This is a genomic window from Streptococcus sp. SN3 (assembly GCF_030439905.1).
The window spans coordinates 284,252-296,336 of sequence record NZ_JAQFJF010000002.1 but is presented as its reverse complement, the minus strand read 5'-3'; the positions used below and the strand labels follow the sequence as shown (position 1 = coordinate 296,336).

The 12,085-nt window shown below is 48.9% G+C and carries 14 protein-coding genes; all 14 read left to right on the top strand.

The window, feature by feature from the left end; translation table 11 throughout:
• The first annotated feature begins 7 nt into the window (after positions 1-7).
• The 14 genes from cobA to hemB all read left to right on the top strand — a co-directional run bounded on the left by cobA (position 8) and on the right by hemB (position 12,058).
• Entirely contained in the window at positions 8-1,447 is a 1,440-nt protein-coding gene (cobA, locus tag PCY71_RS05445) for a uroporphyrinogen-III C-methyltransferase (RefSeq protein WP_048772432.1), read from the top strand.
• 13 nt (positions 1,448-1,460) lie between these two features.
• Entirely contained in the window at positions 1,461-2,228 is a 768-nt protein-coding gene (locus PCY71_RS05440) for a sirohydrochlorin cobaltochelatase (RefSeq protein WP_048772435.1), read from the top strand.
• Between the two features lie 9 nt (positions 2,229-2,237).
• Entirely contained in the window at positions 2,238-2,939 is a 702-nt protein-coding gene (locus tag PCY71_RS05435) for a cobalt-factor II C(20)-methyltransferase (protein WP_002919588.1), read from the top strand.
• A gap of 69 nt (positions 2,940-3,008) precedes the next feature.
• Positions 3,009-3,743, top strand: a complete 735-nt coding sequence (locus PCY71_RS05430) for an energy-coupling factor ABC transporter permease (protein ID WP_002901131.1) — start codon at positions 3,009-3,011, stop codon at positions 3,741-3,743.
• A complete protein-coding gene (locus tag PCY71_RS05425; protein ID WP_002911813.1) occupies positions 3,740-4,045 on the top strand; it encodes an energy-coupling factor ABC transporter substrate-binding protein in 306 nt (101 codons plus the stop codon). Before PCY71_RS05430 ends, PCY71_RS05425 begins: the two co-directional genes overlap by 4 nt.
• 117 nt (positions 4,046-4,162) lie before the next feature.
• Positions 4,163-4,837: a CbiQ family ECF transporter T component gene (locus PCY71_RS05420; protein WP_048772440.1), complete on the top strand. Its 675-nt coding sequence runs from the start codon at positions 4,163-4,165 to the stop codon at positions 4,835-4,837.
• A gap of 62 nt (positions 4,838-4,899) precedes the next feature.
• Positions 4,900-5,715: an energy-coupling factor ABC transporter ATP-binding protein gene (locus PCY71_RS05415; protein WP_048772443.1), complete on the top strand. Its 816-nt coding sequence runs from the start codon at positions 4,900-4,902 to the stop codon at positions 5,713-5,715.
• Complete coding sequence (locus PCY71_RS05410) at positions 5,700-7,199, top strand: cobyric acid synthase (RefSeq protein WP_048772447.1); 1,500 nt, start codon at positions 5,700-5,702, stop codon at positions 7,197-7,199. The genes PCY71_RS05415 and PCY71_RS05410 overlap by 16 nt, the downstream gene beginning before the upstream one ends.
• Positions 7,196-7,771: a cob(I)yrinic acid a,c-diamide adenosyltransferase gene (locus PCY71_RS05405; protein ID WP_002910531.1), complete on the top strand. Its 576-nt coding sequence runs from the start codon at positions 7,196-7,198 to the stop codon at positions 7,769-7,771. Before PCY71_RS05410 ends, PCY71_RS05405 begins: the two co-directional genes overlap by 4 nt.
• Positions 7,772-7,782: 11 nt before the next feature.
• Complete coding sequence (locus tag PCY71_RS05400; protein ID WP_002910530.1) at positions 7,783-8,214, top strand: NAD(P)-dependent oxidoreductase; 432 nt, start codon at positions 7,783-7,785, stop codon at positions 8,212-8,214.
• A gap of 15 nt (positions 8,215-8,229) precedes the next feature.
• Positions 8,230-9,483: a glutamyl-tRNA reductase gene (hemA, locus tag PCY71_RS05395; RefSeq protein ID WP_002910529.1), complete on the top strand. Its 1,254-nt coding sequence runs from the start codon at positions 8,230-8,232 to the stop codon at positions 9,481-9,483.
• Positions 9,470-10,390 carry a hydroxymethylbilane synthase gene (gene hemC, locus PCY71_RS05390; protein WP_002910528.1) on the top strand — a complete coding sequence of 307 codons (921 nt, stop codon included), beginning with the start codon at positions 9,470-9,472 and terminating at the stop codon, positions 10,388-10,390. The genes hemA and hemC overlap by 14 nt, the downstream gene beginning before the upstream one ends.
• Positions 10,375-11,100: a uroporphyrinogen-III synthase gene (locus tag PCY71_RS05385; RefSeq protein ID WP_002910527.1), complete on the top strand. Its 726-nt coding sequence runs from the start codon at positions 10,375-10,377 to the stop codon at positions 11,098-11,100. The genes hemC and PCY71_RS05385 overlap by 16 nt, the downstream gene beginning before the upstream one ends.
• A complete protein-coding gene (gene hemB, locus PCY71_RS05380; protein ID WP_002910526.1) occupies positions 11,087-12,058 on the top strand; it encodes a porphobilinogen synthase in 972 nt (323 codons plus the stop codon). The genes PCY71_RS05385 and hemB overlap by 14 nt, the downstream gene beginning before the upstream one ends.
• The last annotated feature ends 27 nt before the right edge of the window (positions 12,059-12,085 follow it).

Genomic DNA, 12,085 nt, shown 5'->3' with positions numbered 1-12,085 from the left:
AGAAAAAATGTCCGGTTTAGTAACATTACTGGGAGCAGGTCCAGGCGATGCGGAGTTGTTGACCCTCAAAGGAAAGAGACGTCTTCAAGAAGCAGATGTCTTGGTCTTTGACCGCTTGGTCAATCAAGAGCTCTTTCAGCATCTAAAGTCTGACTGCGAAAAGATAGATGTCGGTAAAAAGCCAGGCCAGCCCTGCATCCGACAGGAAGAAATTGAAAAAATTCTCATCGAAAAAGCCCGTCAGGGTAAGCGGGTAGTCCGCCTCAAGAGCGGTGATCCCTATATCTTTGGCCGAGGCGGAGAAGAAGGAGTCAAGCTGGTGGAAGCTGGCGTGGACTTTGAAGTGGTGCCAGGTATCACCTCTGCTGTGGCTGGTCTGACCTATGCAGGGATTCCTATGACTTATCGGGATGTAGCAACTAGCTTTCATGTTTTTACAGCCCATCTTAAGGATGAGACAGAGATGCTCAATTGGGAAGCAATTTCTGAGCTCAAAGGAACCTTGGTCTTCCTCATGGGTATGAAAAATCTGCCTTCCATCGTCCAAGAGCTGATGGCTAGAGGCTATGGCAAGGACAAGCCAGCCGCCATTGTTGAATGGGGAACTCATCCTCAGCAGCGCTCAGTGGACGGAACCTTGGGTAACATAGTAGAACTAGCGGAAGCTGAGGACTTTAAGGCACCGAGTGTCATCGTGGTAGGTGATGTCGTGGCTTATAGACAGCAGCTGAATTTCCATGAGAATCTGCCGCTTTTCGGCCGAAAAATCCTCATCCAGCAATCAGAGACTGGCAGACTTCCTCGCTTGCTCAAGGATGCTGGGGCTGCGCTGACCACTTTCCCTGCTCGAGATTTGGTTGAAGAGTTAGAATTGCAGCTGCCGGACTTGGAGCAGGTAGACGGCCTCCTCTTTGCAGATATGCAGAGCTGGCCTCTCTTCTTGAAATCCCTCCGCAAGGCAGGCAAAGACTTGCGCAGTCTGCCGCACATCCGCTTTGCGGCTATTGGTCATCATACGGCTAAGTCTATTGAAGCGAGCGGTATTGTACTGGATCGGATGACGCCTCAGCAGTCGGATGCGGATTTTGCAGCTGCCCTTGAAAAAGAAGGCGGCAACTGGTATATTCTGACAGCTGAGCATAAGAAAGCCAGTCTGGCAGAACTCTATTCGCTGCCGATTATTGCTAGTCACAGGCTGGCCTTTGACAGTCAGATTAGCAGTGACAATTGGTCAGAGATTGAAGTGGTCTGTCTTCCGAACTCTGCTGCGGCCATGAACTTTGTAGCAGCCAGTCAGGAAGCTGGGTTTGAATGGAAGGATGTCCCTATCGTTGTCATGGGTGCCAGCACGCGGGCTGTTTTAGAAGAAGCAGGCTTTAGCAAGATTGTTGAGACAGATGAAGCAACTATTGCTTCCATCATTGACAAATGTCGGGAAATTCTCTGAAAGGATACAGGTCATGAGTAAAGCTATAGTAGTAGTCAGTTTCGGAACGACCTATCCCGAGACCAGACGTAAAACAATCGAGGCTTGTGAGCAGGCTATTCAGGAACATTTTCCAGCCTATCCGGTCCACCGAGCTTTTACCTCAAATGTCGTTAGACGGCGGATTAAGAAGCAAGAAGGGCTAGATATCCCTACGGTCAAAGAGGTTTTGGAGCAGCTCTTGGAAGCGGGGACTGAAGAGGTCTATATCCAGCCTCTCCATGTCATTTTGGGCAGCGAGTACGAAAAGATTCTCGCCCAAGCCCAAGAGTTTGAATCAGCTTTTAAAAAGCTAGTCGTTGCCAAGCCTCTGCTCAATAGTCAGGAAGACTATGAGGCTGTCAAGGATATTCTGCTGGAACGGTATGGCCATGAGGGTCAGGATGCAGCGACAGTTCTGATGGGCCATGGCAGCCAGCATTATGCTTTTACAGCTTATGCGGCCTTGGATCATATGCTGAAGGGAAGCTCAGTCTATGTCGGCTGTGTAGAGAGTTATCCTCCAGTTGAGCTGATTGAGCAGGAACTGAAGCAAGAGGGTGTCCGAGAAGTGCATCTGGCACCTTTCATGCTGGTAGCAGGCGACCATGCGACCAATGATATGAGCTCGGATGAGGAAGGTTCTTGGTATCACTTCTTCAAGGAGCAGGGATATGAGGTCAAGGCCCATCTGGTCGGTCTGGGCGAATACCCTGAAGTTCAGCAGCTCTACATCCAGCATTTAGAAGAAATCATCGAATAGGAGGAAGGAATGGCAAAATTTTACGGAATTGGTGTGGGGCCGGGTGATAGCGAGCTAGTCACTATCAAGGCTAGTCGGCTTTTGGAAGACTTAGATATTCTCTATACACCAGAGGCTAAGAAGGGGAGCAAGAGCTTTGCATTAGGTATTGCGGAGCCCTATCTGAAAGAGCATCTGGAAATCAAGCAGCGGCATTTCCCTATGGTCCGTTCCAATTCGACCAAGGAAGTCCAGTGGCAGGCTATCTCTGCTGAAATCGCAGAGGATGTGAGGTCTGGCAAGAATGTTGGCTTTATCACACTGGGTGACCCCATGGTCTACAGTACATACAGCTATCTGCTGGCCCTGTTGGAGAAGGAAATCGACTGTCAGACCATCCCTGGTATCACCTCTTTCTGCAGCATGGCTTCTGAGCTAGGTCAGCCCCTGACTATGGATGAGGAGTCTCTGGCGGTCATGCCAGCTACGGCTTCTGCTGAGAAGATTGAGGCGGCGCTTGAGCTGCATGACTCGATTGTGATCATGAAGGTGGCCAATCATCTGGATACGGTCCTGCCCCTGCTCGAAAAGCTCGGTCTCTTGCAGCAGACGTTCATGGTTAGCAATTCTTCGACGGACAAGCAGCAGACTCTGCTGGGCCTAGAAGGAATCACACCTGAAACCAAGCTGCCTTATTTTACTACCTTCCTCGTGAAAAAGAAGATTTTTTAATATCAGAGCCCATGTTCATGGATAAACATTTATCCTTTTGAGCTTAGGTTCTTAGTAAAGGAAAAAAACATGAAACTATTGAAAAATAAAAAAGTAACTTTTGTTGCCTTGCTGGCTATTTTGGCGGTACTGAGTACCCAGTCTGTGTCAGCTATGCATATCATGGAAGGCTATCTTCCGCTCTTTTGGTGTATCTTCTGGTTCGCCGTATTCCTGCCTTTCTTTGTAGTAGGCTTGATGCGCATCAAGAAAATTGTTGCAGAGGATCCAAATTCCAAGACTATGCTGGCCTTGTCCGGTGCCTTTATCTTTATCCTGTCTTCTTTGAAGATTCCGTCTGTTACAGGATCTAGTTCGCATCCGACCGGGGTTGGTCTGGGGACAGCTATGTTTGGCCCATCCGTTATCAGCGTTTTGGGAACCATTTGCTTGCTCTTCCAAGCCCTTCTCTTGGCTCACGGCGGCTTGACAACTCTGGGTGCCAATGCATTCTCAATGGCAGTGGTTGGTCCATTTGTTGGTTATTTCGTTTACAAGTTTGCTAAATCCATCAAGCTTTCTACACCGGTTTCAATCTTTATCTGCGCTGTGATTGCGGACTTGGCGACTTATGCGACAACTTCTATCCAGCTCGGTTTGGTCTTCCCAGATGCTAACAGCGGTTTTGTTGGTTCTGCACTGAAGTTCATGGGTGTCTTCTTGACTACTCAAATCCCAATCGCTATCGTAGAAGGATTGCTGACAGTTGTCCTCTATAACTTGATCTCAGAAAATGTCAAAGAAAGAGCAGGTCTGTTCAAATGAAAAAATATAAGAATATCATCTTAATCTTGGCTGCAGTAGCAGTCACTCTAGCTGCCTTTATCTTTGCCCCTAAGGGTGTGGAATACAGTGGAACAGATGACGCTGCTGAAAAAACCATTAGCTCTATCCAAAAGGACTATGAGCCTTGGTTTTCACCGATTTTTGAGCCAGCAGGTCCAGAAGTAGAAAGTCTGCTCTTCACCCTGCAAGGCAGTATCGGAGCGGGTATCATCTTCTATGTCATTGGCTACCATAAAGGGAAAAAACAGGGCCAACAAAAGGAAGTTTCTGAACATAAATAAAAGCCTTCAACAGTATGAGCGAGCTCTGGTTCTTGATAGCGATTCAGCTTGTTTGGGACCGGAGCTGCTCTGTACTGGGGGCGTGGTAAAAACAAAGCTAGAAAGGAGTACCTCCACTTGTTTGCGATTGATAAATATGCCTATCAAAATCGGCTGAAAAATCTGCCGGTTGCTTATAAATTTGTCATCTATGTGCTCTTGTTAGCTGTCAGCTTTTCTGGTGTCAGGAGTCTGCAGCTAGGACTTATCGTCTTGATGGCGCCTCTGACTTGCTATGTGGCTCGGCTTCCGTGGCTGCGCTATCTGAAGTGGTATCTGCATGCCAGTATCTTTATCCTGATCAGTCTCTTGACCTTTGTCTTGACCTATCAGAATAGTCAGGAGCAGCTCTTGCTGGCCTTGTCTTTAGGTCAGGGCTATCTGGGCATCAGCCAATCCTCTGTCCAGCAGACCATTTTTATCCTCTTGCGCATCTATTCATCCTTGGTTTCGACTTATTTCTTTGTCCTGACGGTGCCTTTTGCTCAGATGCTGCGGCTTTTTAAAGCCATGCACGTTCCGCGGGTACTGCTAGACTTGATTGTCCTCATGTATCGCTTCATTTTCCTGGTCTTCTATGAGTTTGTGACCATTCGAGATACCTTGGACTTGAAATTCTCCTTTTACAATAAAAGGAAGCAACACCAGGCTTGGGGCAGATTAGCCAATACTCTCTTTGTCAAACTGCTGGATGATAATCAGCATTTAAATGAGGTGCTGACGCTAAGATTTGATGCAGAGCACAGTGAATAATGAAAGCGCATTTACAAGAAGACAGCTTTTATACTATAATGGAAAGTAGATAGGAAACTCAGATGTTACAAGTAAAGAATATTTCTTTTGCGTATGACGAAAATCCAACGCTGCACGATATTTCTATGGACTTCGAAGAAGGCCGGATTACCGGCATTCTAGGAGTTAACGGCTCAGGTAAGTCTACCATCATGAAAATTATCACCCGCCTGCTCAAACCGCAGAAGGGCAGCATTTTATATGATGGTCAGCCTGTGGGCGACTCTAAGAAGGCCTTGTTTCAGTATCGGCAGCATGTCAATATGGTCTTTCAGAATCCAGAGCAGCAGCTCTTTTATACCATTGTGAAGGACGATATTGGTATGGCCTTGGAAAACTTAGGCTATGAAGAAGACGAGATAGCAAGCAGAGTCGCAACGGCTTTAGAGATGATGGACATTTCTCATCTGCAGGACAGACCCTTGCAGTATCTGAGCTACGGCCAGAAAAAGCGGGTGGCTATTGCAGGTATGCTGGCTCTGCAGCCCAAGTATCTGCTGCTCGATGAGCCGACAGCTGGACTGGATCCAAAAGGGCGGGACCAGATGGCCGCGACCATGAAAAAGCTAGTCCAAGCTGGAACCAATATCATCGTATCCAGCCATGATATGGACCTGATGTATGACTGCTGTGACTATGCCTACCTACTGGAGAAGGGGCATTTGATCGCACAGGGCAGCAAGTTTGATTTCTTCCAGCAGGGAGATCTGCTAGTAGAGGCAGGCTTGGCTGTACCTTGGATTGTCAAGCTTCATCAGACTATCCAGACGCCACTGGCAGAAAATGAAGCTGCTTTCTTTGAGCAGCTAGGAGGAAATGGAACATGGTCAAATCATTGATGGTACAGGGGACTGCCTCAGATGCTGGAAAAAGCATTATTGCGGCGGGCCTCTGTCGGATTTTTAAGCAGGATGGCCTAGAAGTGGCGCCTTTTAAGTCGCAGAATATGGCGCTTAATTCCTTTATTACTAAAAAAGGAGATGAAATGGGCCGGGCTCAGGTTGTTCAGGCTGAGGCAGCTGGTAAAGAGCCGGATGTCCGCATGAATCCAGTCCTGCTCAAACCCACCTCTGACCGCAAGTCCCAGGTCGTCTTTTTAGGCCGTGTACTGCGGGATATGGATGCCGTCGAATACCATGAATACAAGCAGCAGCTCCTGCCTAAGATTAAGGAAGTCTATGAGGAGTTGGGCGCTGAGAATGATATCATCGTCATTGAGGGCGCTGGCAGTCCAGCTGAAATCAATCTCAATGACCGAGACATTGTCAATATGGGCATGGCCAAGCTGGTCGATGCGCCAGTGATTTTAGTGGCGGATATTGATAAGGGAGGCGTCTTTGCCTCTATCTACGGAACGATTGAGCTCATGCCGCCTGAGGATCGCAAGCGAATCAAGGGTGTTATTATCAATAAATTCCGCGGCGATGTAGCTCTGCTGCAGTCCGGTATTGACATGATTGAAGAGCTGACTCAGGTGCCAGTTATCGGAGTCGTGCCTTATGCCCAGCTGGATATTGACAGCGAAGACAGTGTCGCACTGGTGCAGAAGAGCCGGCGCTTTGATAGCAGAAAGAGTCTGGATATCGCAGTTGTCAGCCTCAAGCGCCTGTCTAACTTTACGGATTTTCATAGTCTAGAAATCCAGCCGGATGTTTCGGTCCGCTATGTCCAGCCTGGTGATGCGATTGGTCGGCCGGATCTCTTGATTCTGCCGGGCAGCAAAAATACTATTGAAGACATGAACTATCTGCGAGAGTCTGGTCTTGAAGCCGAGATTCTCGAGTGTCTGGAGCAAGGCGTGCGAATCTTTGGTATTTGCGGCGGCTATCAACTGCTGGGGCAGAAGATTAGCGACCCGCTGCACCTAGAGTCTGACTTAGAGGAGATTAGCGGTCTGGGAATTTTAGAGACAGAGACGGTGCTGCAGCCGGTCAAGAGGACGACTCAGGTCAGAGCCCTGCATGAGGGCCAAGAGCTAGAGGGCTACGAGATTCACATGGGGGAAACCCAGCTGGCGGATAGTCTGGAGCCATTTTCCATCATCAAGGAGCAAAATGGTGAAGTAACCGAGCGTCTAGATGGAGCAGTGGCTTATGATGGCCAGGTCCAAGGAACCTATCTGCATGGGGTCTTTGACAATCTAGAATGGACTCGGCAGTACCTGAATGAACTTCGTCTGGCTAAGGGCTTAGAACCGCTCGAGGACCAGCTTATCAGTATCAAAGATTTTAAAGACAGAGAGTATGATAAGTTGGCAGACGTCCTGCGCCAGTCTTTGGATATGGATCAGATTTATCAAATCATCAACAGAGAAGAAAAATGAGAATTTATACGAAATACGGTGACAAGGGCTTTACACGGCTCTACGGTGGGGATCGAGTATCCAAGACCCATATTCGGGTCGAAGCTTATGGAACGATGGATGAGCTATGCTCTCATCTAGGCTATGTCGTATCTGAGATGCGCGACTATCCTATCTTGGAAGACCTGCGTTTGGAATGTGAGGAAATCCAGCAGCATCTATTTGACTGTGGCAGCGACTTGGCGACACCGAGGGAATTGCGTCCCTACAAGCAAGAGCCAGCTAATGTCAGCTGGCTGGAGGAGCGGATGGATGAATATATGCATATTCCTCCGAAAATCGACCGCTTTATCATTCCGGGCGGCCATCGGATTGCGAGTCTTCTACATGTGGCCCGAACCATGACCAGACGCCTGGAGCGCCGTATGGTATCTGTTATAGAGGCAGAAGAAGCGGTCAATGAGGTAGGCTTGATCTATATCAACCGCCTATCGGATTACTTTTTTGTGCTGGCTCGCTTGGTTAATGATCGTCTAGAGGAGCCAGATACAGTCTACAAACGCAGCGCAAAAATCTTTCGGGAAAAGAAATAGGAGAAGCTAGCATGTATCCAGTCATGATTAATATCAGAGAGAAGAAAGTCGTGGTAGTGGGAGGCGGCAAGGTCGCAGCGCGGAAGATTAAGACCCTGCTGGCTGAGCAGGCTGCTGTGACAGTGGTCAGTCCGACTCTGCATGCTGACATTCCGCAGGCGGAGATCCAATGGCTAGCTAGACCCTACCAGACAGGCGATTTGGAAGGCGCAAAGCTAGTCTTTGCCTGTACAGATCAGGCGGAAGTCAATCGTCAGATTATGGAGGATGCGGCACCTAGTCAGCTGGTAAACAATACGGGCGACAAGACCTTTTCTGACTTCTACAATGTAGCCATTGCGCGAAAGAAGGACGTATCTGTCATGATCTCGACCAACGGCTTCTCGCCCAGCCGTTCCAAGGAGATTCGCAAGAAGATAGAAGCAATTTTAGACCAACTTTAAAAGAAGGAAAGAAGCATGCACCTATTATATGTGGGTTTGACCCATCGGGAAACGCCGCTGACAATTTTGGAAAAAGCGCATTTTTCAGATCAGGAGGGGCTGAAAGCTCTGAAGCTCCTGAAAAGAGAAAAAAGTATCTTGGAAAATATCATCCTGTCCACCTGCAATCGGACCGAGCTCTATCTGGTGGTGGACCAGCTGCACACTGGCCGCTACTATTCCAAGCATTTTTTGGCGGACTGGTTTCAGATCCCTGTCAAGGAGCTAGAAGAATATTTAGTCTTTCGTGAGGGGGATGAGGCCTTGCGGCATCTGCTGCGGGTCTCTATCGGATTGGAATCCAAGATTGTTGGTGAAAGTCAGGTCTTGGGCCAGCTCAAGCATGCTTTCTTGACAGCGCAAGATGCTGGTACAACTGGCATTGTCCTCAATCAGGCTTTCAAGCAGGCGCTGACCTTTGCTAAGCGCATGCATGATACTTATCGGATCAATGACCGGCCTATTTCTATCGGCCTAACTGCTATCCAAGAATTGGATCGACTGGGGCTGGATTACAGCACTAAAAAGGTAGCTGTGATCGGTCTGGGAGAGATTGGTCAGTTGGTGACTAAGTATGCCTTGCAGCGTCCATTCGAATCCGTCATGCTGCTCAATCGGACGGTCAGCAAGGCCCAAGCATTTCTAACAGAGGACAGGGTGTCTGCCCATGGCTGGGATGAATTGGAAGCAGTACTGGCGGATGCGGATGTGGTCTTTTCAGCAGTTAAAACGGACGAATACATTATCTTTCCCTCCATGCTTAAGGCGGATGCAGTCGTGTTTGACCTCTGTCTGCCTCGTTCCTGCCATCAGAGCTCGTCTCTGAAGCTCTATAATATCGAAAATCTAACCAATCAACTGGAGCAATATAAGGCAGAGCGGCAGGAGATTGCCGGTCGGATTGCTTTGGAGATTGATGAGGAGCTGGTCAAGTTTGCTGACTGGCGTCAGCAGTTAGGCATTATTCCTCTGATTCAGGAAATCAGGGATAAGGCTTTGGAAGCTCAAGCTTCAGCCATGGAAAGTCTTAATCGAAAGATTCCGGATTTGACCGAGCGGGAGCAGAAGCAGATTTCCAAGCACATGAAGAGTATTATCAACCAAGTCTTGAAGGAACCAATCTTGCAGCTCAAAGAGCTGTCAGTCGGAGAGCATTCAGACTATGACATTGCCTTGATTGCCAAGATATTTGGCTTGCACAGAGAAAGGGGAAAAGATGAAGGTCATTAAGGTAGGAACCCGCAAGAGTAAGCTGGCCATGACCCAGACCCAACAGTTAGTGGACCAGCTCAAGGCGCTCCATCCAGAGCGGGATTTTGTCCTCGTTCCCTATACCACAAAAGGAGATCGCCTGACCCATGTCAGTCTACAGGAAATTGGCGGCAAGGGAGTCTTTGTCAAGGAAATTGAGCGGGCTCTCTTGGCTGGTGAGATTGATATGGCAGTCCATAGTCTCAAGGACATGCCGGCTAAACTAGCTGAGGGCTGTGCACTCGGTGCGATTAGTCAGCGAGAAGATGTCCGGGATTGCTTGATTTTCCGTCAAGCTGGCCAGACGCTGGCTGACCTGCCTGAGGGCGCTCTTATAGGAACCAGCAGTATTCGCCGACAGGTTCAGCTGCAGGCTCAAAGGCCGGATTTGACTTTCAAGCCACTTCGGGGCAACATTGATACCCGTATCAAGAAGCTGGAAGAAGGCGAGTACGACGCGATTGTCTTGGCTATGGCTGGACTTAAACGTTTGGGCTGGCTGGACCAAAGTCGTCTTCACATTCAGCCTTTAGAGACCAGTCTTTGTCTGCCGGCTATTTCTCAGGGCGCTTTGGCAGTGGAATGCCGGGAAGAGGATGAGGAACTGCGGCAACTGTTGGCAACTGTTCAGGATGAGAAGACAGCTGCTGAAGTGGCAGTTGAACGGGCAGTTTTGGCTCAGATGAATGCAGACTGTACCTTCCCTATCGCTGCTTTTGCCCAGAAAAACGGTCAGGACTACCAACTAGAGGCCATGCTGGCCAAGGAGGACGGCCAATGTGTCTTTGTCAGCTTTCAGGGGCAGGATGGCCAAGAATTGGCAGAGCAGGCTGTGCGCCAGTTAGCCGATAAGGGAGCAGTAGGAATGCCATGGTTAAAAAAATAATCTTTACCAGAGAGCAGGCGCCAGACTCTGCCTGGCTAGAAAAGATCAGACAGGCTGGATTTGAGACGCATCATGTTCCTCTCATTCGCTGTCAGACTCTGCCCTTGCCAGAAGATGTCCAAGCAGCACTGCCAGAAGCTGACTGGGCCTTTTTTACCAGTGCTGTCGCAGTAGAGGCTTTCAGTCCCTATCTGAAAGCTGACTACCAGATTGCGACCATCGGGCCGCAGACCAGTCAGGCGCTGGACAAGCTAGGCCGAGCCTGTGATTTTCAGGCCAGCAGCCACTATGGTCTTGACTTTATTCAGGAGTGGTTGGATTTGGCTCTGCCAACGCAGAAGATTTTGCTGCCCCAGAGCAGCTTGTCCAATCCCAGTCTGGCTGAGAAGTTAAAAGAAGCAGGTCATGATGTCTGGGCTTGGCCTATGTACGAAACGACCTCAAATCCTGCTGGTCAGGACCAGCTCGAGACCTATCTGTCTCAAGAGGAAGTGATTTGGACCTTTGCCAGTCCGTCGGCTTGGCAGAGTTTTTGTGCTATTAAGCCCCATCTAGCATCTAGCCATCAGATTGCAGTGATTGGTCAGACAACGGCTCAGGCGGTTAAGGAGTCTGGCTATGGGGTAGATTACCAGCCCCAGAGTCCTTCTGTTGAGGAAATGGTCAAGGAAATAATCAAGAAAGAAGAGAAGAAGCATGGAATTTTATAGACATCGCAGACTGAGGAGAAGCAGCAGTCTGCGGCAGCTGGTTCGAGAAACCAAGCTGTCTGTGGATGATTTTATCCAACCCTTGTTTGTCAAGGAAGGGTTGACTGAAAAGCAAGAGGTAGCTTCTATGCCGGGAGTTTATCAGTTCTCCCTCGAGGATTTGCTGCCAGAAGTTCAGGAATGTGTGGACTTAGGTATTCGAGCTTTTATCGTCTTTGGCATTCCGTCAGAAAAGGACGAAATAGGCAGTCAGGCTTCAGCTGAAAATGGCATTGTCCAAGAAGCTATCCGTCTGATCAAGAAGCATTTTCCTGAGACGGTCGTCATTGCAGACACCTGTCTCTGTGAGTTTACCAGTCACGGCCATTGCGGTATTTTGCGAGGGGAAGAAGTGGATAATGATCTGTCTCTGACTAGACTGACAGAAGTCGCTGTCAGCCAAGCCAGGGCTGGAGCAGATGTCATTGCGCCTTCCAATGCCATGGACGGTTTTGTGGCGGCTATTCGTCAGGGACTTGATGCAGCGGGCTTTGAAGACATTCCGATCATGTCCTATGCCATTAAGTTTGCCTCTAGCTTTTATGGACCTTTCCGAGATGCTGGTGAGAGTGCTCCGGCCTTTGGTGACCGCAAGACCTATCAGATGGATCCGGCCAATCGATTGGAGGCTTTGAGAGAAGCCAAGAGCGATGAGGAGCAGGGAGCAGACTTTCTCATGGTTAAGCCGGCTCTGGCCTTTCTGGATATCCTCAGAGAGCTGCGTCAGGAAACTCGGTTGCCTCTGGTGACCTATAATGTCAGTGGAGAATACGCCATGGTCAAGGCAGCAGCCCAGCAGGGCTGGATCAATGAAAAAGCTATAGTCATGGAAACTTTGACCAGTATGAAGCGGGCTGGGGCAGACTTGATTATCACTTATTTTGCCAAGGATGCGGCCGGCTATCTGAAAGAAGGATAGAGACTGCGGAAAATCAGCAGTTTTCTA